Genomic DNA, 23,504 nt, shown 5'->3' with positions numbered 1-23,504 from the left:
ATTACAATAACAATTACAAAAATTGAAATTGATTTTTGTAATTGACATTGCCATTGATTTTTGAAATTGACATTGAAAATGTACGCAATACTAGACATAGAAACTACCGGAGGCCAGTTTAATGAAGAAGGAATTACTGAAATCGCCATTTATAAATTTGATGGTCATGAAGTAGTTGACCAATTCATCAGTCTTGTCAATCCTGAAATTCCGATTCAGCCTTTTGTGGTTAAATTAACCGGAATCAATAATGCTATGCTGCGTTCTGCGCCTAAATTTTTTGAAGTTGCCAAACGAATCATAGAAATTACCTCTGATTGTATTATTGTAGCACACAACGCTTCATTCGACTATAGAATCCTCCGTACCGAATTCAGACGTTTAGGCTATAATTTTGAAGCAAAAACCCTTTGTACAGTTGAACTTGCCAAAAAACTTATTCCCGAACAGCCATCTTATAGTTTAGGAAAATTAGTCCGTGCCCTCGGAATTCCAATGGCAGACAGACATCGTGCCAGCGGAGATGCAATAGCGACGACAAAGCTCTTTAAAATGCTTTTAGAAAAAGATTTGGAGAAAACAATCGTAAAAGATTTTATAAAATTCGAAATCGAAAAAGGAATTGCTCCAAAATTAATGGATCTTTTGGGCCAAATGCCTGCAAAAACCGGCACATATTACATCCATAATGAAATTGGTAAGCTGATTTACATCGGCAAAAGCCAAAATATTCGAAAACGGGTTAACCAGCATTTTACCGGGATTACTACCAAAAGTAAAAAAATACAGGCTGAAGTTTTTACGATTACCTACGATGAAACCGGCAGTGAATTAATTGCACTTTTAAAAGAAAGTGAAGAAATTAAAATAAACCGCCCAATATATAATCGTTCTCAGCGAAAAACAATTTTTCAATATGCTTTATATGCTGAGAAAGATACAAATGGCTATATCAATATAAAGCTTGAAAAAGCAGATGGGCGCAAAAAAGAAATTACTTCTTTTGCCACTTTACAGGAAGGTAAAAATGCACTTTTCAAATTCACAGCAAAATATAATCTGTGCCAAAAACTAACTGGTTTATATTTAACCAAAAAAGAATGCTTTCAATATAAACTAAAAGAATGCGACGGTGCCTGCCTGGGCGAAATTACTCCAGAAATTTATAACACCCGCGTACAGCAATTCATATCCGAAAATAGTTTCGAAAACAAAAGCATGATCCTAATTGACAGAGGAAGAACTGTAAACGAGAGAAGCGCTGTACTAATCGAAAATGGAGTTTATCAGGGATATGCATATTTTGATCTGAATTATCAAATCATGAATATTGATATTCTGAAAAATATCCTGATTCCAATGCAAAACAATCGTGATGTTAAAAACATTATTCAGAATTACATCCGCAAAAGCAAATCACTAAAAATTCTTCATTTTTAAAATAACCTAATTTTGATTATCTTAGTGGGTATGGGAAAAATTAAATCGAAATACGAAACTTTTAGAGAAAAAATCAAGATAATTCTTTACGGTACAAATACTGTTTTGGGAAGGCTTTTCGATTTGGTTTTACTGGGATTAATTTTATTCAGCGTCCTTTTGGTCATGATGGAAACCGTACAGGGAATAAACCAAAAATACCATTCTGAACTCATGATTTGCGAATGGGTGATTACTGTTTTCTTTACCATCGAATATATTTTACGCATCATATCCATTCAAAAACCGGTCAAATATATTTTTAGTTTTTATGGTATTATCGATTTGCTGGCAGTATTGCCCATGTATCTGTCAATATTTTTCCCGGGCGCAAGCATCTTATCAATTGTCAGGGCATTACGTTTCTTCAGGCTATTCAAAATACTGCACATTCCACAAATTTCACATCAATCCATACAACTTAAGGAAGCGATAGAAGCAAGCAAGGAAAAAATCCTGGTTTTTATCTATTTTGTACTCATCAGTACGGTAATAATTGGTTCCATCATGTACATGATTGAAGGCAAAGAAACGGGTTTTACAAGTATTCCCATTAGTATTTATTGGACAATAGTAACGTTAACAACAGTTGGTTACGGTGATATATCTCCCGGAACACCATTAGGGCAGTTTGTCGCTTCTTTAGTTATGATTTTAGGATACGGAATCATAGCCGTTCCAACCGGAATCGTAACAGCTGAATTTGCTAAAAAAAGCCTCCGAAATAATACTGTCAGTACAAAAAACTCCTGTCAGATATGTGGTTCACAGCTTCATTTTGACAATGCAAAATACTGTCATGAATGCGGAAGTGAATTACATACTAATTTATGAAGCAATTCCGGTTGTACATTGTAACTCCTCCTTATCTTTATTGTTTTTTAAAGTCATAAAAGGAGCTTCTAAAGTCGCTCTTTTATTCCAAAAAAAACTAACAAACATAAGTCCGGGGTTTCCATTTCCATCCGGGCTAAAAAATATGAAATACTTAATCACCATTGTCGGACCAACAGCTATAGGCAAAACAGCCTTGAGTATTGCTTTGGCACAACATTTCAAATGTGAAATCATTTCGTGTGACAGTCGCCAATTCTTCAAAGAAATGACTATTGGAACAGCAGTTCCCAGTCAGGAAGAATTACAAGCAGCCACACATCATTTTATCCAAAACAAATCTATTTTCGAAAATTATACCGTTGGAGATTACGAAAAAGAGGCACTTCTTAAAATAGAAGAATTATTCCAAAATAATGATTTTGCCATTCTAATTGGTGGTTCCGGATTATATGTTGATGCTATTTTAAAAGGTTTCGATGAATTTCCTGAAATTGATCCTACAGTACGTTCCGAAGTAAACTCTAATTATGAAAAACTCGGAATTAGCTATTTACAGGAACAATTGAAAAACTTAGACCCCGATTATTATCAAAAGATAACAATAGAGAATCCGCAGACATTGCAAAACCCACAACGTATAATGCGTTTTACAGAAGTTTGTATCGGAACAGGAAAACCTTATTCGTCGTTTTTAAATCAGAAGAAAAATAACAGAAACTTCACTCCTGTCCTGATTGGTTTAGAAGCTGACAGGCAAGTAATTTACAATCGAATCAATCAGCGTGTTGACATCATGATTAACGCAGGTTTATTGGAAGAAGCAAGAACTTTATACCCAAACAAAGCGTTAAATGCACTGCAAACAGTTGGTTACAGAGAATTATTCAGTTATTTTGACGGAGAATTTTCACTGCCGTTTGCCATCGAAGAAATCAAAAAAAATACCAGGCGTTTTTCCAAACGTCAACTCACTTGGTTTAAGCGAAACGAAAGTACAGAATGGTTTGATTATTCTATAGATAAAAAAGAAATTATAAATTACATTGAAACTCTTTTAAGATAAAGCTCCGAAAAATCTATTTTCTTTCCTCTATTTTCTATATTCTAAAAAATTACAAAATGCCTATATCTCCAAATTTCACATCCGTTTTAAGCAAAGACTGGGAAATTAATTTCACACAATGTACACCAACCGGTTATTTAAAATATACCGATTTGTGTAATCTTTTGCAATTAACAGCAGCAGCACATTCTGAAGTTGGAGGTATCAGTTTTACCGATATGCAGGAATTCGACCAGGCCTGGGTTTTAAGCCGAATGCGGGTAGAAATAACTGCTTTACCAAAATGGCAGGATATGGTAACTGTAAAAACATGGATTAACAGCCTCGAAAATTCCCGATCAGTCCGTGCATTGGAAATGTATGTAAACGGCAAAAAAATAGTTGGAAGCGAAACATTTTGGGCAGTTTTTAATACCAAAGCCCGCCGTCCGGAAGCTTTGGCATTACCATACGACCATTTTGAATTATTCCCTGAGAACAAAGCCACAATTGAAGGTTTCTCCAAAATAAATGTCAATCCCGAAAAGGAATCCATTTTTGTGAAAACAGTTTATTTATCGGATTTGGATATTGTAAATCATGCCAATAATGTAAAATACCTGGAATGGTGTTTAGATCATGTAGCTCCAACCATGATTTTAAACCAGAAAATTGCAAGCTTTGAAATGAATTTCATGAAAGAATTGTCGTTAAATGACAATGTAGTTATTCATGAAAGCGAAACGGAAACCAATACTACTTTCAGTATTACCAAAGAAGACAAAACATGTTTTGCGCTACAACTCAATTGGAAAGAATAGAAAGTTTGAAATTATTCGCGCTTTTCTAAACTAATCCTAAGCTCCCTGCTTAAAAATTTATGAAAAATAAAAAATTAAACCTCCCTCCTGTTCCAGCAGTACTTTTAGCCATTATTAGTGTGCAATGTGGTGCTGCAATTGCTAAAAGTCTTTTTCCTGTTATTGGTGCGATAGGAACTACTTCAATCCGAATAGGCATTTCAGCCATACTATTACTTTTAGCGTATAGACCCAATTTATTTCAAATTACACCAAAACAATGGAAACTTGTAGTTCCGTATGGTTTGTGTTTGGGAGCGATGAATTTAATTTTTTATCTGGCCATTCAAAGAATTCCAATTGCGTTGGCCGTTACTTTAGAATTCATCGGACCATTATTGGTCGCTATAATCGGATCCAGACGTTTGATTGATTATTGCTGGGTCTTACTGGCAGCAACCGGAATTGTTCTAATTGCCCCGTGGAGCAATAACAGAATTGATGCTTTAGGAGTTTTATTCGCCCTTTTAGCCGGAGCACTTTGGGCTGCTTATATTGTTTTAGGTGGAAAAATTTCAAAAATTATGAATGGCGGTCAGGCAGTTTCTACCGGAATGCTCTTTGCTGCCATCTTAATCCTTCCATTTGGTTTTTACGAAAACGGACTTGTAAATCTTACTCCAAAACTTTTTGGTATGGGTATCGCGTTGGCACTCTTATCAAGTGCTATTCCGTTTACTCTCGAAATGAAAGCTTTGGGTCAGCTTCCTCCCCGTACTTTTAGTATTTTAATGAGTTTAGAACCGGCTGCAGCGGCTATTTGTGCTTTTATTTTTTTACAGGAGAGCTTGAGTTTTTATGAAATTTTGGCAGTTGTTTGTGTTGTAATTGCTTCTGCAGGATCGACATTAACAGCTAAACGATAATCATTCCTAATTTTATAAGTAAAAAAGTCCTGTATAAATATACAGGACCTTTTTCTGTAATAATTTATTTTTAAAAATTTCAAATCTTAACGTTTTTGTCTACTTTTTATAGTTAACTTTCTTAAAAAATTATTGTATATGGAAAGTCTGCCTAAAAAAGTAAGAAGTAAAAGTTAAGTCCAAGAGTTGATTTAACTGCAATGGTCAGCGTTTCTTTTTTATTAATTATCTTTTTTATGGTCGCTGCTGAATTATCAAAACCTCAAGCAATGGATTTAAGTTCGCCCGACAACGATTATGATGATGGATGGCGCTTTACAGGTTGTATACTTCATGATGAAAATCGTACTCTAACACTTTTGCTTGGTGATGATAACAAAATAATTACTTATTCAGGATTATTATTTTTTCCAATTGAAGCACCAAAAGAAGTGCAATACGGAAAAAATGGAATTAGAAAAGAATTATTAGAAAGAAATAAAAAAGTACTTGAATATTCAGCAGAAAAAGGTAAACCAGAAAGAGATGTAACAGTAATCATTAAACCAAGTAAGAATTCAAATTATGGTAATTTGGTAGATATTCTTGATGAGATGAAAATTACAGGAATAAACTCCTACTCTATTGTTGATTATTATACTCCGGAAGAATCAAAATTATTGGCTGTAAAATAATCTAAACTTCTTATGAAATGATTTTCCTAGCCCGGATAGAAGGAAAAATCCTTTTCCGGGGTTCGGCATAAAAGATTTGAATGATAGCCAGAAATAGCTTCTTAAAAAGAACTTTCAAATTATCTATTGCATTTCCCTTAGCTGTCACATTGAGCGAAGTCGAAATGCAAATAAGTTCTCGACTCCGCTCGAACTGACAAACATGAACCAAAACAAAAAGACAAAAAAAGTCCCACATTCCTGTGGGACTTTCTATTTAAAAAGCATTGTTTTATTTCTTGATAAACTTCATACTCGAACTTCCTTTATCTGACTTTACTTTTATAAAGTATGTACCAGTTCTAAGCTTAGAAACATCAATATTAGAAACAGATTTTGCATTTGGAACAGCAATAACCAATTGTCCTAAAATATCATAAATTGCCAATGATTGCATTTCTATATTTTGAGTAGCACTAATGCTCAAAACATCATTTACAGGATTTGGATATAAAGTAAAATAATTTGAAAACTCAAAATCGGGATTACTTAAAGTCGTTTGGAATTTTGATGTAGCTTTATTAGTAAGTATCGGAAAATTATAATCAAAATAGATATTCGCTTCGTTAGTAAATGAATCTCCTACTTTTAATGTTGGAAGTGTCTTAATTTTAAAAGCAATATATCCATCATTATTCGCATCATCAAAAGGAAGATTGACATTTTCGAATATAAATTCTACTTTATCATTCTCAGAGATTTTAGTAACAAATTGATGACTTGAACTTGTTGGGATCAAAGTCGAAATATCAAATTTCGTTAAATCAATCATATCTTTTACAACAATATTTTGAGCTGGATAAGTTCCGGTATTTTCAAAACGAATCATATAATGCACATACTCGCCTATTAAACTTGGAGTAATAACAGAACCTTCTAAACAAGTCTTATCATTTGGATCATAAGAGCCTACAACTGTCTGATTTAAAGTGAATGTGTTATCAAGTGGAGTTTCGTCTGCGTTTTGTGATGCTATTGTTGTTACAAATTTTAATATATCACCGTTGTTTACTGCAGGTATTTCCATTGGCGAATTTACATCTAATGTAAAAGTAATTTCTCTAGTCTCAAATGGTTTTAAATTAGAAAAAATCCAGGATAAGTTACCTTCAGTTTGAGTAGAAGCTACAGGACTAGCATCAACCAATTCCAAAACTGCATCTTTAAATTGTAAATTAATTGTCCCGTTTTCTATTCTGTTTCCTTTGTTTTTATAGATGATTTTATAATTAGCCTCAAAGCCTGGTCTGGCAGAGTTAACAGGAACAACTATTACTTCAACATCATGTTTGTCAAAATTAGAAACACAGAAATTTTGAATAAACGGACTAGTTTGTGTTGGAAAATTAACTGTAATATTTTGAGGAGTTATAGAAAAATAGCTTGGATTTTCTAGTAGTGGTGTTAGCGTGTATTCTCCAGCTTGCACAGGAATATAATAGGATCCAAAATTGTTTGCAAATAGTATTTGAGTAGAAGTACCATCACTTAATAAGTATTTGGAATATGGAATTAAATTATCATCACTATCACAACCGTCATTTAAAAAATCTAATTTTTGGTTACCTTCAATAGTATAAAACGTACCTCCAGGTGTAAAACTACAATAAGTATTTACATGACAATTTGGTAAATTTGAAGTCTCCTTTTGAACCAATGCTACATCTTCTTCATCTGAACATATATATCTTAAATATCGTTCACCATTATGAATAAATAAATTTGCCCAATCTTTGGTGTTGCCATTTTTAATATTTAAAAATTCTAATTGATTATAAAAAGATACTAACCAATTTAAATTTGGGCAATTTGATACATCTAACGAAGTAAGTTTATTGTCTTGACAAGAAATATTTTCTAAGCTTACATTCTTAGAAACATTTATCACGGTTAATTTATCAGATATACAAGTAAGTGTTTTTAAATTAATTAAATTAGATAAATCAATTTGACTTAAACTACCAGTATTGTTATTCATTTGAAATTGCACTAAACTTGGAATTAAGTTAAGTTCAGATAAATTTGATATTTTATTACTATGGCAAAAAAGTGTATGCAAATTACTAAAATACGATAAGCCTGTTAAATCAGTAACATTTGCATTAGAAATATCTAATGATTTAATTAATAATGCTTCACTAATTTGAATTTCACCATCATTATTTGTATCAATCTTATTGTAATAAGTTGGATATCCTGGATTAAAATATTGCACAGATGCAACCGGTACAGTATTTCCGACAGCTGCAGTTAAAAGTTTTGCTTTTAATTTAGCATCAGGAAAGTTAATAACCTGCGCACTCAATCCATTAAAAAAGCATAAAGCCAGAACCAAAAAGTAAATTTTCTTCATATATATAAATTTTCACACAAAAGTAACTTTTCAAAGTAATAATACAATTTTATTTGTTAAAAATAAATTATAAGGCATAAAAAAAAGTCCCACATCGCTATGGGACTTTTTATATGGATGTAGAGATACACTGCAGTGCGTCTCTACTAAGAATTATTTTTTCTCAGTTTTTTCCATTTTAGCTTTTAATGCAGCTAATACATCATTGTTATCTCCTAAAGTTGCAGCTGGTGCATTTGTGTTAGAAGAGTTAGATGAAGTATTTTCAGTTGCAGCTTTCACGTTTTTCTCTTCTTCTTCACGGAAGATAGCAGTGTGAGAAGCAACTACTCTTTTGAATTCTTTGTTGAATTCAATTACTTTGAAATCAGCAGTATCACCTTTTTTCAATTTCTTTCCGTCTTCTTTTTCAAGGTGACGAGTAGGAATGAAAGCAACGATATCATCTCCGAATTCTACAGTAGCTCCTTTGTCAACGATTTCAGAAATTTCACCATTGTGGATAGTTCCTACAGCGAAAGAATCTTCGTATTGATCCCAAGGATTAGCAGTAGTTTGTTTGTGACCTAAAGATAATTTACGTCCTTCAACATCTAATTCTAATACAACTACATCCAATTTTTCACCAACATTTACAAATTCAGATGGGTGTTTGATTTTCTTAGTCCAGGATAAGTCAGAGATGTAAATTAATCCATCAATTCCTTCTTCTAATTCTACGAAAATACCAAAGTTTGTAAAGTTTCTAACGATACCTGTATGTTTAGAACCTACCGGGTATTTAGAAGTAATATCAGTCCATGGATCCTGAGTCAATTGTTTGATACCTAATGACATTTTACGGTCATCTCTATCTAAAGTTAAGATAACAGCCTCAACAACATCTCCAACTTTTACGAAATCCTGAGCAGAACGTAAATGAGTTGACCATGACATTTCAGAAACGTGGATTAAACCTTCAACACCTTCAGCAACTTCGATAAATGCACCGTAATCAGCGATTACAACTACTTTACCTTTTACTTTATCACCAATAGTTAAATTAGCATCTAAAGCATCCCATGGGTGAGCGTTTAATTGTTTCAATCCTAATTGAATTCTTGTTTTCTCATCATCGAAATCAAGGATTACAACGTTTAATTTTTGGTCTAATTCAAGAACTTCACTTGGGTGATTGATTCTGCTCCAAGAAAGGTCAGTAATGTGAATTAATCCGTCAACACCACCTAAGTCAATGAACACACCATAAGAAGTAATGTTTTTAACAACACCTTCTAATACTTGTCCTTTTTGTAATTGACCGATGATTTCTTTTTTCTGTACTTCGATATCAGCTTCGATAAGCGCTTTATGAGATACAACAACGTTTTTGAATTCGTGGTTAATTTTTACCACTTTGAATTCCATCATTTTGTTTACATATACATCGTAGTCTCTAATTGGCTTAACGTCAATTTGAGAACCAGGTAAGAAAGCTTCAATTCCGAAAACGTCAACGATCATACCACCTTTAGTTCTGCATTTTACAAAACCATTAACGATTTCTCCTGTTTCATTTGCAGAAATAACTCTATCCCATGATTTAATAGTACGTGCTTTTCTGTGAGATAATACTAACTGACCTGTTTTATCCTCACGGATGTCGATTAATACTTCTACTTTGTCACCAACTTTTAAATTTGGGTTGTAACGGAATTCGTTTAAAGAAATAACACCTTCAGATTTAGCATTGATATCAACGATAACGTCTCTATCTGTAATTCTAACAACAACACCTTCAACTACTTCTTCCTGATCTGTAGCGATGAAAGTTTTAGATACTAAGTCTTCAAACTCTTGTAAGTTTTTTTCATCTACTGCATCAATACCTTCTTCGAAATTGTGCCAGTTAAAATTTGCTAAAAACTCTTCTTGTGATTTTAATTGTTCAGACATATGCTGATAAAAAATTTGTATTCTGTTTCCCTCGAGTTTCATAAAGCAGTAGAAAAAACAGAAGTTGTTTTACATAAATAGTTGATACCTAATGGAAACTCTTCTTTGCCAAAAGGTCTGCAAAATTAATACATTTATTTGTAATAGCAAACTAAAATCAATATGATTATCAGTCAATTGCTTAGAAGCACAACTTTTAAGGCTTTTCGAGGCCAAAAGTCCCGCTTTCGCCTATATCTTTCATGGTCTCGTACCAAAAACGAAACCATGAAAGGATATCAGCTCTATCGGGGCTAGGTTAGAAGTTTTGCGATTTTTAAGTTCTATACCTACTTAAACAAAACCCGACAGATTCTAAAAAACCTGTCGGGGTACATAAAATTTATTATTTCTAACTAAGAAGCAAACCACCCAGCCACCAATTCATCCTCAAACGAATTGGCATTTTTATGAATAAACTCATTCGTTTTTTTATCATACAAATAATCCTGTTTCCATACTTCATGGTTTTTAGCCAAATCTTTGATGCTTTCACAAACAAAAGCAATTTCTTTGTTTGTAGTTGTTGGATGAATTGACATTCTGATCCAGCCCGGCTTTTTCATCAAATCGCCAATCGTAATCTCATCAACCAGTTTATTTGAAGCTTCCTGATCAACATGCAGTAAAAAATGCCCATAAGTTCCGGCACAGCTGCATCCTCCCCTGGTTTGAATCCCAAATTTGTCATTCAGCAGTTTTACACCCAGATTAAAATGCAAATCGTCAATAAAAAACGAAATAACTCCCAAACGATTCTGATGCTGTCCTGCCAGAATTTTAATATTTGGGACATCATTTAATTCATTAAAAATAAAATCCACAATTTCATGTTCACGCTGCAGGATATTTTCAATACCCATCTCTTCTTTAAGCTCAATTGCCAATGCCGTTTTCATGACTTGCAGAAAACCAGGAGTTCCCCCATCTTCACGGTCTTCGATGTTTTCAATATATTTATGTTCTCCCCAGGGATTGGTCCAGCTTACCGTTCCTCCGCCCGGGCAATCCGGAATCATATTATTGTATAATTTTTTATTAAAAATTAATACTCCCGAAGTTCCGGGACCTCCTAAAAATTTATGTGGAGAAAAGAAAATTGCATCCAGATACGCTTCCGGATCTTCAGGATGCATATCAATTTGCACATAAGGACCTGAACAGGCAAAATCAACAAAACAAACACCATTATGCTGATGCATTAATTTGGCAGCTTCATGAAAAGGTGTTTTTAAACCCGTTACATTCGAACAAGATGTTATCGAAGCAATTTTTATGGTTCTGTCTTTATATTTTTTCAATAATTCCGCTAAATTCTCCAGAGAAAAAAGGCCTTTGTCACATGACGGAATAATTTCAACATCTGCAATAGTTTCCAGCCATGAAGTCTGATTGGAATGATGTTCCATATGCGAAATAAAAACTATTGGTTTTTTCTCTGCAGGGATATTGGTAAAAGCTTTCAGGTTTTCAGGAACTTTCAACCCCAAAATTCGCTGAAACTTATTTACAACACCTGTCATTCCTGTACCATCTGTAATCAAAACATCATCAGAACTGGCATTAGCATGACGTTTTATAATATGTCTGGCATGATGATACGCTTTTGTCATGGCAGTACCTGACACAGTGGTTTCTGTATGTGTATTCGCAACAAAAGGGCCAAATTCATTTAAAAGTTTCTCTTCAATTGGGCGATACAACCTCCCGCTGGCAGTCCAGTCTGTATAAATAATTTGTTTTTTTCCGTAAGGTGAAGTAAACTCCTGATTAATTCCAACAATATTTTTTCGAAAATTTTTAAAATAAGTTTCTAAAGTCATGGTATTATTTTTGCTGTTCATGAGTGTATCTTTTGTTTGAGAGCAAATGTATTATTTTTTTACAAAAATTGAGAATTTATCAATTATAAACTTTAAATTTTAAGTTATTTTTTAATATATTTAATCAAACACACTTTTTACAAGCAATTTAATAAAATACCCTACATAACTAATAGGACAAATCGATTAAAACACAAGCACAAATGAAAGACGTATCAGTAGCGACCTTTGGAGGTGGCTGTTTTTGGTGTATAGAAGCTGTAATTCAGCGTTTAAAAGGAATTGAAACCATACAGTCAGGTTATTCAGATGGTCAGATAAAAAATCCTGCCTATAGAGAAGTATGTACAGGAAGAACCGGCCATGCTGAAGTCATACAGGTTACTTTTGATCCTGACGTACTCTCATATCATGATTTGATTACCATTTTTATGACAAGTCATGATCCAACTACCTTAAACAGACAAGGTGCAGACAGCGGAACACAATACCGATCTATCATTTTGTACCATGATGAAGCTCAAAAATCAGTTGCAGAACAGGTTTTTCAGGAAATAGCGCCATTCTTTTCAGATCCGATTGTAACACAATTGAAACCATTTCAGGTTTTCTATGAAGCTGAAGAAGTGCATCAAAATTATTATAACGACAATCAGGAAGCCGGTTATTGCCGAATGGTAATCGATCCTAAAGTACAAAAATTAAAAAAAATGTACGCTGATAAATTAATTGAATAAATCAGAATGAAATATCTAAAAATAAATAATCGATTTACCTCGGAATTGCCTGCTGATCCTAATGAAACCAATGAAGTTCGCCAGGTTTCGAAAGCGGTTTTTTCCTATGTGAATCCCACAAAACCCTCCGAACCTAAACTAATTCATGCTTCTGAGGAAGTAGCCGAATTGATTGGAATCTCAGCTGATGAAATTCAATCTGAAGAATTTTTGAATGTTTTTTCAGGAAAAGAAATTTTACCGGATACACGTCCGTATGCGATGTGTTACGCAGGGCATCAATTCGGAAATTGGGCCGGACAATTGGGAGATGGCCGCGCCATCAATTTAACCGAGGTTGAACACAACAATCATTTTTTTACTTTACAATTAAAAGGTGCCGGAAAAACACCCTATTCCAGAACCGCTGATGGTTTAGCCGTTTTACGATCCTCCGTCCGGGAATATTTGTCTGCAGAAGCAATGCATTATTTAGGAGTTCCTACCACCCGATCGCTTTCACTGATGCTGTCAGGAGACGAAGTGCTGCGTGATATTTTATACAACGGAAATCCTGCTTATGAAAAAGGTGCCATCGTCTGCCGTGTCGCTCCTTCTTTTATTCGCTTTGGAAGTTTTGAAATGCTTACAGCCCGAAACGAATTGAAAAATTTAAAACAATTTACAGAGTACAATATCAAATATTACTTCCCGGAAATTAAAGGCGAACCAAAGGAACAATATTTACAGTTTTTCAAAACCGTAGCTGACAAAACCCGTGAAATGATTTTGCATTGGCAGCGCGTTGGGTTTGTACATGGCGTAATGAATACAGATAACATGTCGATTCACGGAATTACGATCGATTACGGACCTTATGGCTGGCTGGAAAATTATGATCCAAACTGGACGCCTAATACAACCGACAGCCAAAACAGAAGATATCGTTTCAGAAATCAGCCCCAGATTGCACAATGGAATTTGTATCAATTGGCTAATTCTCTTTATCCATTGATCAATGAAGCGGAGCCATTGGAAAAAATACTGGAATCATTTATTTCTGATTTTAATTCTGATTATAAAAAAATGATCTTAAGCAAATTAGGATTAACCACTTCAACTGAAAGTGACGATGAATTTATCACTTATTTGGAATCGAATTTACAACTATCAGAAACCGATATGACTATTTTTTATCGCAATCTTAACAAAATTAAAAAAACTGATTCAGCAGAAAAAGCTTTAAAAGCGATTGAAGATGCTTTCTATAATCTGAATGAAATTAAAGATACTATTCTGGATAATTGGCTATTGTGGTTTACGGATTATCTGGAACGTCTCATTCAGGAAAACACTTTAGATGAGGAAAGAATCCAACTTATGAATTCAGTTAATCCGAAATATGTATTACGAAACTACATGGCGCAATTAGCAATTGATGAAGCTGATAAAGAGGATTATTCTCTAATTGCCGAATTATATGAATTATTGAAAAAACCTTATGATGAACAGCCTGAATACGAAAAGTGGTTTGCAAAAAGACCGGATTGGGCACGCTTAAAAGTAGGCTGCTCAATGCTTTCTTGTAGTTCTTAATTTTTTTTCGCCACAAATTTCACTAATTTTCACTAAAAAAAATATTGTACTCATACACAATTGGTGTAATTCAGTTTTAACCCAATCTGTTTCGTGCAAATTTGTGAAATTCGTGGCAAACATTTTATTTCGAAGTAATATAATCTACAATCATATTGGCATGAACGCGGGAGTTTTCAATAAACCATTTATGAGTCTGCATTCCACCGCACACTACGCCGGCTAAAAACAATCCTTTTACATTCGTTTCCATCGTTTCAGGATTGTATGTTGGTGTTTTTAACTCATCTTCAGAAAGCCTGATACCCATTTTTTCAAGAAAAGACAGATCAGGTTTGTAGCCGGTCAGGGCCAAAACAAAATCATTTTCAACAATTACTTTGCCGTTCGGAGTTTCAATTTCTACCTCATTCTCCCTGATTTCAGTAATATTCGATTCAAAATAGCCTTTTATGCTTCCTTCGGCAATTCTGTTCTCTATATCCGGTTTGACCCAGTATTTTACGCGGTTATTGATTTCGCTTTTACGAATTACCATTGTCACATTTGCGCCTTTTCTCCAACATTCCAAAGCTGCATCAACAGATGAATTATTGGCTCCGACAATTAAGACGTTTCTAAAGGCATATTCATGAGCTTCCTTGTAATAATGTCGAACTTTAGGCAGCTCTTCTCCCTTTACATTCATTCCTATCGGAATATCATAAAAACCCGTCGCTATAATCACGTTTTTGGCTTCGTAAAGATCTTTATCTGTTGTGATTTTAAAAGACTCATCCTTAATCTTCTGAATTTCAATAACTTTTTCAAATAAATTTATATTGAAGTTAAAGTAGCGATGAATATTTCGATAATATTCCAATGCTTCCTGACGTCCCGGTTTTGGTGCCAGGCAATTAAAAGGAATATTGCCAATTTCAAGTCTTTCCGCTGTAGAAAAGAAAGTCATATACAAAGGGTAATTAAAAATACTATTGACAATTGCGCCTTTCTCTATAATCAAGTATTTGAGGTCTTTCTTTTGAGCTTCAATTGCGCAGGCCAGTCCAATTGGTCCGCCACCAACAATTATCAGATCGTATGATTGTGCCATAAAATATTATTTTTCCCAATCCTTAAAAGGATTTTTACTTAAATAAGCATTGTAGTATCGTTCGTCATTTGTTACCTCTTCACCCAGCCAATCCGGTTTTTCAAAGGACTCTTCTTCTGATTTTAACTCAATTTCAGCCATGACCAAACCTTCGTTTTCGCCATAAAACTCGTCAACTTCAAAAACATGATTTCCTGATTTTATTTCGAAACGCGTTTTCTCAATCTTTCCTTTTTCACATAATTTGAGCAATTCCTGTGCTTCACTAAGCGGAATTTCATTCTCCCATTCAAAACGCGACATCCCGCCATGATGCCCAATTCCCTTAATGGTAAGAAACCCTCTTTCGCCCTTAATCCGAACACGAACTGTTCGTTCCGGCAGCGAACTTAAGTAGCCCTGAGCAATTTTATTTTGGGCAAAAGCCTGTGCTTTGAATTGGTCTGATTTTACAAGAAACTTTCTTTCAATCTCAATCATTTCTTCTGATAATTAAATTTTATGCAAGTTACTCAATTTAATTCAGAGATAATTTCAAAATTCCAATTTCAGTTTGTAAATTATGAGATAACAAAAACGATTTTATTAGGCTTTTTCCAAAAAAGAAGAGTCCCAATTTTTAGAATTATTATACCACAATTGTCCGTTTAAAACTTCCAGCGGACAATCAAAGTTATTTGTGTAAAGTGCTCCGGTTCCCAAACCCTGAGACATATCTGAGTTTTGTAAAAATGTCCATTGCGCAATTGCATTCAATCCAATATTACTTTCTAATGCAGACGTGATCCACCATCCGATATTGTATTTTTCCGCTAACGTGATCCATTCCTGTGTACCTCGAAAACCACCTACAAAACTCGGCTTCAAAATGATGTACTGCGGCATGATTTTTTGCAAAAGCGCTTCTTTTTCTTCTAAAGAAAAGACGCCTATCAGTTCTTCATCCAAAGCAATAGGAAAAGGTGTTGTTTTGCATAGCTCTGCCATCCTGTCAGTATTGTTTTTTTGAATAGGCTGCTCTATACTATGAAGTTTAAAACCAGATAATTGAATTAATTTATCTAAAGCTTTATCTGAAGAAAAAGCACCGTTAGCATCAACACGGATTTCAACTTGTTTTTCTGAGAAATGACTCCGAATAAAGTGCAATAATTGCAATTCTTTCTCAAAATCAATAGCTCCAATTTTGAGTTTTATACAGGTAAATCCCTGTGTTAATTTTTCTTCAATCTGCTCCTTCATGAAAGCTTCCTCGCCCATCCAGACCAGACCATTTATTGCAATTGATTTAGAATTATCCGTGAAGTCTGAAGGAAATAAAAGATATGGATTTTTGCTTTTTAGAGATAAAAAAGCCATCTCGATTCCGAATTGAATTGAAGGGAATTGTAATAATTTTTCCCAAAGAACTGTTTCTCCTAAATGAATATTTTGGCAAACCCAATTTAGTTTTTCTTCATAATCATCTCTGTCATCTGCACTGAGTCCTCTTAAAATACCACACTCTCCTATTCCTTTTTTACCATTTTCTTCGAGTACAATAAACCAGGTTTCTTTCTCTGTCATAATCCCGCGAGATGTCCCGGAAGGACGCTTAAATTCGAGCATGTATTTATGGTAAGTTGCTTTCATGTGTGGTATTTTTTTTTAAACCATATAAGTGATTATAAGAAAAATTAAGTTTGGCTTTGAGAAAGGACTTCGACTTCGCTCAGCCTGATACCAGATCGCAGCTTTAAATTTAAATGAACTTATATCACTTATATGGTAAATGAAATATATGGTGGAAAACATTTTTTAATTATACAATTTCAAAACCCTCTCAAAGTCTGACGAAGGCAATCCTGCTTTTTGAAAAATAATAAAATCCTGTTTTGTTTTATCTTTCCAGCTCACGGAGTCGGTAACGTTTTGTGATTGGTATTTTTTATAAATTGCTTTTGCATCGCTATATTTATCACTTACCAGATAAGCATGTGCCAGATTTAGTTTTACCAATAATTCGGTATCGTCTAATTTCTCGCCTTCTTTTAAAAACTTAATTGCTTTTCCGTATTGTTTGGTCAGAATATAACAATAACCAATAGTCCCGTAGTCAATTGCAGCGGCTTTTCCGGCATTAATAATTGTATTTAACTTAGGAATAGCTTCGTTGTATTTCTGCAGCTTAATTAAAGTATTTGCCTGAGTTCTTAAATCATTAAAAACATTTTTAGAAATGGCTGCATCATTGTAACACACACTTCCGAAATCTTTATAGGCTTTGTTTTTTTCTATTGAAAGCAATTTTTGAAATTCACCATAACGATATTGCTTCATGATTTTCTCTAAAATACAGACACAAAAATCATCAGAGTTAGCCATTTTTTGAGCCATTGTAGAAGTTTTGCACAAACTGATAATTTCATTTTTATTGTCCTGGTTCCAGCCACGGTTAAGCTTCGTGTCAACCCAGGGCACCACTTCTAAAACTATTTTTTGTTTCAACAGCCAGTTTTTGCTTTCAAAACCAAACCAGATTGTATTGGTATTTACTTCTAAACAAGAAGATTTATCAAGTGAAAGACGTTTGGCATCCTTGCTTAATGGTTCAGCCTGAAAAAAACACGCATCCTTGGTTTTGCCATCAGCAACGTATTTTTTTGCATTTGCATCGGAGGTAAAAAGTGCATAGGTACATTTGTCATCTCCTGAAATTTTTGACATTAAAAATACAGCTCCGGCTGAGCCCTGACCAATGCCATATGGATCTGGAATAGCTTTTAGTACTGAAACCAAACTATTTGCCATTTGCTGATTTTCATCCAAAAGTGTTATGCGGTAAACAATTTCAGTTGTTCCTACAGGTAAGTCCTCGGTTTTTACGGTAATCCTGTCACCTGCTGAAACGATTATTTCTTTTGTAGTCGCTCTTTCTTTGTCCCAATAGCCATCTTTTTGCGCAAAAGCATTATAAAAAGAACTAATTAAAAACAAAACAAATATTTTCTTCAAATTCATCTTTTATGGATTAATACGTTTTAGCCCTGATGGAAATTAATATCAATGTCAAAATTAATATCAATGCGCTTCGACTTCGCTCAGCGCAACAAACTTAACTTTTTCAAATTTTATGCCACTAATCAATCCGGTTCGTTCATGATTTTCTCCCGATACTTTTTACCTATCAGTAAAACCATTTTTAGTTTGTAGTCGTCAACCAGCCATTCGCGGTAGTTTTTACTGCACTGGCTCAAACATTTTGCATAACGCTTGATACGGCATTCGATATCGTCATCTAATTCTTTTCCGAGTGATTTTGCTTCCTGCAATGTTTCGGTGTTATCGACGCACATTGCTGCGTGCTGTTCTAAGGATTTATCTAAAACTACTTTGGAACGCGAGTTTTGCTTGATGATTAATTTGTGTTCTTCATCAACGTCAAAAGTAACATCGGCTGTTTTGCTGAATTTAGCACGTAATTCAGGTGGCATAGTATATTTAAAATACAATTCGATTTCTGTATCATCACGCAGATTTTCTAAATAAAACTCAGGTGATTTAAAAATGTGCTGCCAGTTTACCGGCTCGCTCCATAAACCAAAACGTGCGGCATTGTTACCCAAATCAATAACCGTAAACTCGTCTTTACCAGGTAATTTACGAGATCCACGACCAATCATCTGATAATACAACGTTAGTGATTTTGTTGCTCTGTTTAAGATAATAGTTTCAACGGTTGGCTCATCAAAACCTGTCGTTAAGATTCCAACCGAAGTCAGAATAGCATCAGGCGTTTTTTTGAACCATGCCAAAATATCTTTACGTTCTTCGGCACTGCTGGTATTATCCAGGTGCCTGATATCGTAACCGGCTTCTCTAAAAGTTTCATAAACGTATAACGAAGTATGAATACCATTGTTGAAAATCAGGGTTTTTTTACCTAATGAGCGCTCTGTGTAAGCATGCAGTAATTTCTCCTGCATAACGGTATTGGTATATAAATCATCTGACGATTTTACGGTGTAATCTCCATTGATACCCACTTTTAAAGAGGTCAGGCCAACATCATAGCTATATGTAGTTGCTTTGGCCAAAAATCCTTTGTCTATCAATGAGCTAATGGTATCACCCACAATAAGTTCATCGTAGCTCTGGTGCATTGGTAATTTTATATTCGAACTTAAAGGTGTCGCCGTTACTCCAAGAATAAAAGCATTTTTGAATGAGTTTAATAATTTTCTAAAGGAATTATAATGTGCCTCATCAATAATCACCAAACCAATGTTATCTAAATGTAATTTTTCGTCATTGATACGGTTTTTTAAGGTTTCAACCATCGCAACAAAACACGAATAATCGTTCTGATCCGGTAATTCTTTTACTTTGCTGTTGATGATTTTATTGGAAACACCAAAACCTTTCAGCATTTTTGAAGTCTGCTTACAAAGTTCAATACGGTGTGTCAGAACCACTACTTTTTTATCATTATGAGTTAAATAACGGCGAACAATTTCGGAAAAAATTACTGTTTTTCCGCCACCGGTTGGCAATTGATATAACAGATGATGTTGCGAAGGAGCATTGTCTAAACGTTCAAAAATGGCATCTATGTCGCCCTTTTGGTATGCATAAAGTTCTTTTTTCTCTTCTCTTTCTATTTCTAAAGTGTTTTGAGACATTGTATTTTTTTGGATTTTTGCAAAAATACACCTAAAAAACAGTTATTCATCTTATTTTAACTTAAAATAAATGATTTTTTTAAATAAGTTTTTTTTATAAGAAAAGCTCTATAAGTCAATTTTATCTGCTATTGCTTCAAAATCATACCTGTTCTTCCATTTTTGCTGAATAGTTTCTTGTTGAATTTTAATAATCCTTTCTTTAAACTCATTTAAGATTCCGTTAGAAATTACAAAATTCACAGCCTGTTCAAAAGAATTCAACATGCTTTTATAAAACAATTCCTGCTTTATAAAATTTCCGGATGAATAAGTCTGTGCAATTTCGATATTATAAAACATAACATCGGCAGTTACGAAAGGATCTACACCGAGTAAAATGAAATGTTTGATATACTTTTGAGCCACAGAACGCCGCATTTTTGCTTTTGGTTTCCATTTGGCATTTGGCTTTTTTACAGGGAAATACTCATGAGAAATTTTAGTTTTACTTTCCTGCAAAAGTTTATCTTCTTTTGGATTAAAAACAAAATCGTAAAAAACTTTCACGGGACTAAATTTTTCATACAACTCAATAATTTGTTCTTCGAGCTGTTCTTTATTTAATTCTGCCAGATATTTTTTTAAATCGCGCTTGCTCATACTCAAAGTTTAAGAATACAAAAGTAAATTACTTTTACTATTCATACTTCAATAATCAACGATAATACTTAATTTTGCGGCACAAACTCAAAAAAAACATACACATGCTTAAGATTTTTAAAGTTACCGCAATTTTAGAAGGAATCTCTTATTTAGTATTATTTGCCAATATGCTTTTTATCAAAACGAATAACCCTGAACTTTATCATACTTTACTGCGTCCTCTGGGAATGGCACATGGTGTATTATTTATTGGGTATATAATTTTGGCATTTTTACTTTTAAAATCTCAAAACTGGGATTTAAAAACCTTCGGAATCATTTTGGTTGCTTCACTTATTCCTTTTGGAACTTTCTACATTGAGAGAAAATATTTAGAAAATAATAATGCATAAGCTTTTGGATAAAATATTCAACTTTTTATATCCTGTTTTCAGGGATTGGGGAATGAGCCGCAACTTTGCGTCTTATATCAGCCTGATCTTTAATATTGCCATCATGGTAGTTTTGGCTTATGCCATTTATTATGTGGCCAAGTTTGTTTTGGTCACGCTGACAGCCATTTTTGCACAGCGTACCAAAACTAAATTTGATGATTATTTAATTCACAATAAAACAACAAAATATACGGCATATTTAATTCCATTTTTCTTTATTTACAAAGCAGTTCCTGTTATTTTAGATAAATATGAATATTGGGAATCCGTTTTTGGAAAAATAGTGGGCGTTTACATCGTTTTGATTAGTTTATGGATTATCAGAACCATTTTTAATGCCTTACGGGATTACTTGAAAAACAAACCTGAATACAGCGATAAACCTATTGACAGCTTTGTTCAGGTTATTATGATTGTCCTTTGGATTTTTGGAATTGCCATTATTATTTCCAAATTATTCGGGATTAAACAAGGCGAACTGCTTACTATTTTAGGAACGCTTTCGGCAATTATTATTTTAATTTTCAGGGATACTATTTTAGGTTTTGTTTCAAGCGTCCAGGTTGCGATTAATGATATGGTTCGTATTGGTGACTGGATTACGATGGATAAATTTGGTGCTGATGGAGATGTAATCGAAATAAATTTAACGACTGTAAAAGTTCGGAATTTCGATAATACCATTACCACGATTCCAACCTATGCCTTGAGTTCAGATTCTTTTCAGAACTGGCGAGGCATGCAAAAATCTGATGGAAGGCGTATTAAAAGATATGTTTTAATTAAAAGCAGTACCATTCGTTTTTTGAATGATGAAGATCTGAATCAAATGAAAAAAGTACAGCTGATTAGTTCTTACATCGAAACCAGACAAGCCGAAATCGAAAAATACAATGATTTACGGGGTGTTGATAAAACGCTTTCGCTAAATGGCCGAAATATGACTAATCTTGGATTGTTCAGAAAATACATTATACAATATTTGTTAGATCATCCCGGTTTAAATAAAGACATGCATATTGTCTGTCGTCAGTTACAATCAACTGAGCATGGTGTTCCTTTGGAAATTTATGCCTTTTCGAGCGACAAACGCTGGGCAAATTATGAATATATTATGGCCGATATTTTTGACCACATAATGGCTTCCGTAGTCTATTTTGACCTTGAAATATTCGAATTGCCTTCTAAAATTGGGCGTTTAGAATAATTTTTTTGTTTCAAGTTCCAGGTTATTACGCTGACCATAAGTTGAAACTCACAATCATGTCATTTCTATAAAGGAGAAATCACACTCACAGTTAACACACAGTTTGTCATTCTGAGGAACGAAGAATCTCCGCGATAATTATCCGCAAAGTTTATCAATCTTTGTCGAGTTACTTGCGGAGATTCTTCGTTCCTCAGAATGACAAAATAATGAGAACATGAAAACAAAGAAAATCTGAAACTATTTTTTGATCTCTTCAAAAACAAATTTTGAATTATTATAATCTATTGGAGTTCCCGGCATAAAGCAGGGAAGATTCATGTAAGTACCGATTACTCCACTTCCTGAAAAAAGTTTATTTTCCTTTTTCAATAAAGCGATAGGTATTCTTTTCCAGCTTCCTCCATTAGATATGTAATGAAAATCTCCTCTTAAAGTATCACCTTTTATATCTCCTCTCACATCTCCCGAATCTTTTCCTACCAGATAGTACGCTATTTCATAACGTCCGTAAAAACGTTCATTACTCTTATTGATTGCTAAAATTGCTGTGTCTTTATTGTTTACAGCCCGGTAGACAACGTGATTGTAGCCTTTTTTTTCTTCCTTAGAATTACAAGACATTAGAAAAGCAAATAAGACAGAAACTGTTATAAAATTTTTACACATTTTCTAAGAATGTTTTTACCATATAAGTGATATAGGTAAATATAAACTTTTCGTAAAGTTACAGGAACTTATATCACTTATATGGTGGAAAATTTATTTTTACAAACGATCTTTTACGAATTCAATTTGAGTTTTTCCATGCGGTTTTGGTTTCCCATCTTCACCCAGACTGACCATTGTGGTATGGTCAATTGTAATTATAATTTCGCGTGTCATCATATTCCGGGCTGCACATTTAAGAACTAAGGATGTTGTACCAAATTTTACCACATCAATTCCAATTTCAACAATATCACCTTGTCTGGCAGAGCTTTTGAAATTAATTTCGGACATGTGTTTGGTAACTACCCTGGAATTTTCTAGCTGTACAATTGAATATAAAGCCAGTTCTTCGTCTATCCAGGCTAATAAATGGCCACCGAATAAAGTTCCGTTTGGATTTAAATCCTGGGGTTTAACCCATTTTCTGGTATGGAATCTCATATTTTTATTTTATACGAGTAAAAATAGTTTTTTACTCCCATAATCGAATTATG

The 23,504-nt window shown here is 33.9% G+C and carries 21 protein-coding genes; 10 read left to right on the top strand and 11 right to left on the bottom strand.

Annotation, left to right across the window (positions count from 1 at the left end):
• Nucleotides 1-78: 78 nt before the first annotated feature.
• From ACEN92_RS02150 to ACEN92_RS02125, 6 genes are all read left to right on the top strand, one after another.
• A complete protein-coding gene (locus ACEN92_RS02150; protein ID WP_495640723.1) occupies nucleotides 79-1,440 on the top strand; it encodes an exonuclease domain-containing protein in 1,362 nt (453 codons plus the stop codon).
• A 30-nt stretch (nucleotides 1,441-1,470) separates the two neighbouring features.
• Nucleotides 1,471-2,313 carry an ion transporter gene (locus tag ACEN92_RS02145; RefSeq protein WP_495640722.1) on the top strand — a complete coding sequence of 281 codons (843 nt, stop codon included), beginning with the start codon at nucleotides 1,471-1,473 and terminating at the stop codon, nucleotides 2,311-2,313.
• A 145-nt stretch (nucleotides 2,314-2,458) separates the two neighbouring features.
• Entirely contained in the window at nucleotides 2,459-3,379 is a 921-nt protein-coding gene (miaA, locus tag ACEN92_RS02140; RefSeq protein WP_495640721.1) for a tRNA (adenosine(37)-N6)-dimethylallyltransferase MiaA, read from the top strand.
• A 56-nt stretch (nucleotides 3,380-3,435) separates the two neighbouring features.
• Nucleotides 3,436-4,179 carry an acyl-[acyl-carrier-protein] thioesterase gene (locus tag ACEN92_RS02135; protein WP_495640720.1) on the top strand — a complete coding sequence of 248 codons (744 nt, stop codon included), beginning with the start codon at nucleotides 3,436-3,438 and terminating at the stop codon, nucleotides 4,177-4,179.
• A 59-nt stretch (nucleotides 4,180-4,238) separates the two neighbouring features.
• Nucleotides 4,239-5,084 carry an EamA family transporter gene (locus ACEN92_RS02130; RefSeq protein WP_495640719.1) on the top strand — a complete coding sequence of 282 codons (846 nt, stop codon included), beginning with the start codon at nucleotides 4,239-4,241 and terminating at the stop codon, nucleotides 5,082-5,084.
• Nucleotides 5,085-5,284: 200 nt separating this feature from the next.
• On the top strand, nucleotides 5,285-5,758 hold the full coding sequence (locus ACEN92_RS02125; protein WP_495640718.1) for an ExbD/TolR family protein: 474 nt from the start codon (nucleotides 5,285-5,287) through the stop codon (nucleotides 5,756-5,758).
• 271 nt (nucleotides 5,759-6,029) lie between these two features.
• Here the strand turns inward: ACEN92_RS02125 and ACEN92_RS02120 are convergent, their stop codons facing one another.
• From ACEN92_RS02120 to ACEN92_RS02110, 3 genes are all read right to left on the bottom strand, one after another.
• Nucleotides 6,030-8,150 carry a DUF7619 domain-containing protein gene (locus ACEN92_RS02120; protein WP_495640717.1) on the bottom strand — a complete coding sequence of 707 codons (2,121 nt, stop codon included), beginning with the start codon at nucleotides 8,148-8,150 and terminating at the stop codon, nucleotides 6,030-6,032.
• A gap of 153 nt (nucleotides 8,151-8,303) precedes the next feature.
• Nucleotides 8,304-10,085 (bottom strand): 30S ribosomal protein S1, encoded by a 1,782-nt coding sequence (rpsA, locus tag ACEN92_RS02115; RefSeq protein ID WP_074661654.1) that lies wholly within the window; start codon nucleotides 10,083-10,085, stop codon nucleotides 8,304-8,306.
• 395 nt (nucleotides 10,086-10,480) lie between these two features.
• Nucleotides 10,481-11,968 carry an aminotransferase class V-fold PLP-dependent enzyme gene (locus ACEN92_RS02110; RefSeq protein ID WP_495640716.1) on the bottom strand — a complete coding sequence of 496 codons (1,488 nt, stop codon included), beginning with the start codon at nucleotides 11,966-11,968 and terminating at the stop codon, nucleotides 10,481-10,483.
• A 182-nt stretch (nucleotides 11,969-12,150) separates the two neighbouring features.
• On the opposite strand from ACEN92_RS02110, the gene msrA reads away from it, so the two are divergent.
• Nucleotides 12,151-12,684: a peptide-methionine (S)-S-oxide reductase MsrA gene (gene msrA / locus ACEN92_RS02105; RefSeq protein ID WP_495640715.1), complete on the top strand. Its 534-nt coding sequence runs from the start codon at nucleotides 12,151-12,153 to the stop codon at nucleotides 12,682-12,684.
• A gap of 6 nt (nucleotides 12,685-12,690) precedes the next feature.
• Nucleotides 12,691-14,259, top strand: coding sequence for a protein adenylyltransferase SelO (locus ACEN92_RS02100; protein ID WP_495640714.1), 1,569 nt, complete (start codon nucleotides 12,691-12,693; stop codon nucleotides 14,257-14,259).
• A gap of 124 nt (nucleotides 14,260-14,383) precedes the next feature.
• On the opposite strand, the gene ACEN92_RS02095 is transcribed toward ACEN92_RS02100, so the two are convergent.
• From ACEN92_RS02095 to ACEN92_RS02070, 6 genes are all read right to left on the bottom strand, one after another.
• Nucleotides 14,384-15,352: a YpdA family putative bacillithiol disulfide reductase gene (locus tag ACEN92_RS02095; protein ID WP_495640713.1), complete on the bottom strand. Its 969-nt coding sequence runs from the start codon at nucleotides 15,350-15,352 to the stop codon at nucleotides 14,384-14,386.
• 6 nt (nucleotides 15,353-15,358) lie between these two features.
• A complete protein-coding gene (locus tag ACEN92_RS02090) occupies nucleotides 15,359-15,832 on the bottom strand; it encodes a CYTH domain-containing protein (protein ID WP_495640712.1) in 474 nt (157 codons plus the stop codon).
• Nucleotides 15,833-15,937: 105 nt separating this feature from the next.
• On the bottom strand, nucleotides 15,938-16,984 hold the full coding sequence (locus ACEN92_RS02085) for an o-succinylbenzoate synthase (RefSeq protein ID WP_495640711.1): 1,047 nt from the start codon (nucleotides 16,982-16,984) through the stop codon (nucleotides 15,938-15,940).
• A gap of 165 nt (nucleotides 16,985-17,149) precedes the next feature.
• Nucleotides 17,150-18,352, bottom strand: a complete 1,203-nt coding sequence (locus ACEN92_RS02080; RefSeq protein WP_495640710.1) for a tetratricopeptide repeat protein — start codon at nucleotides 18,350-18,352, stop codon at nucleotides 17,150-17,152.
• A gap of 122 nt (nucleotides 18,353-18,474) precedes the next feature.
• A complete protein-coding gene (locus tag ACEN92_RS02075; protein WP_495640709.1) occupies nucleotides 18,475-20,013 on the bottom strand; it encodes a DEAD/DEAH box helicase in 1,539 nt (512 codons plus the stop codon).
• A 108-nt stretch (nucleotides 20,014-20,121) separates the two neighbouring features.
• Nucleotides 20,122-20,655 carry a DUF6155 family protein gene (locus ACEN92_RS02070; RefSeq protein WP_495640708.1) on the bottom strand — a complete coding sequence of 178 codons (534 nt, stop codon included), beginning with the start codon at nucleotides 20,653-20,655 and terminating at the stop codon, nucleotides 20,122-20,124.
• A 104-nt stretch (nucleotides 20,656-20,759) separates the two neighbouring features.
• On the opposite strand from ACEN92_RS02070, the gene ACEN92_RS02065 reads away from it, so the two are divergent.
• Nucleotides 20,760-21,050, top strand: coding sequence for a DUF3817 domain-containing protein (locus tag ACEN92_RS02065; protein ID WP_495640707.1), 291 nt, complete (start codon nucleotides 20,760-20,762; stop codon nucleotides 21,048-21,050).
• Nucleotides 21,043-22,299, top strand: coding sequence for a mechanosensitive ion channel family protein (locus ACEN92_RS02060; RefSeq protein ID WP_495640706.1), 1,257 nt, complete (start codon nucleotides 21,043-21,045; stop codon nucleotides 22,297-22,299). The genes ACEN92_RS02065 and ACEN92_RS02060 overlap by 8 nt, the downstream gene beginning before the upstream one ends.
• 240 nt (nucleotides 22,300-22,539) lie before the next feature.
• Here the strand turns inward: ACEN92_RS02060 and ACEN92_RS02055 are convergent, their stop codons facing one another.
• Both ACEN92_RS02055 and ACEN92_RS02050 read right to left on the bottom strand, forming a co-directional pair.
• Nucleotides 22,540-22,923: a hypothetical protein gene (locus ACEN92_RS02055; RefSeq protein WP_495640705.1), complete on the bottom strand. Its 384-nt coding sequence runs from the start codon at nucleotides 22,921-22,923 to the stop codon at nucleotides 22,540-22,542.
• Between the two features lie 144 nt (nucleotides 22,924-23,067).
• Nucleotides 23,068-23,451: an acyl-CoA thioesterase gene (locus ACEN92_RS02050; protein ID WP_495640704.1), complete on the bottom strand. Its 384-nt coding sequence runs from the start codon at nucleotides 23,449-23,451 to the stop codon at nucleotides 23,068-23,070.
• Nucleotides 23,452-23,504 lie beyond the last annotated feature (53 nt).

Source organism: Flavobacterium sp. Flavsp81 (genome assembly GCF_059491325.1).
The sequence above is the reverse complement of the archived record's forward strand: the minus strand, read 5'-3'. Positions and strand labels throughout refer to the sequence as shown.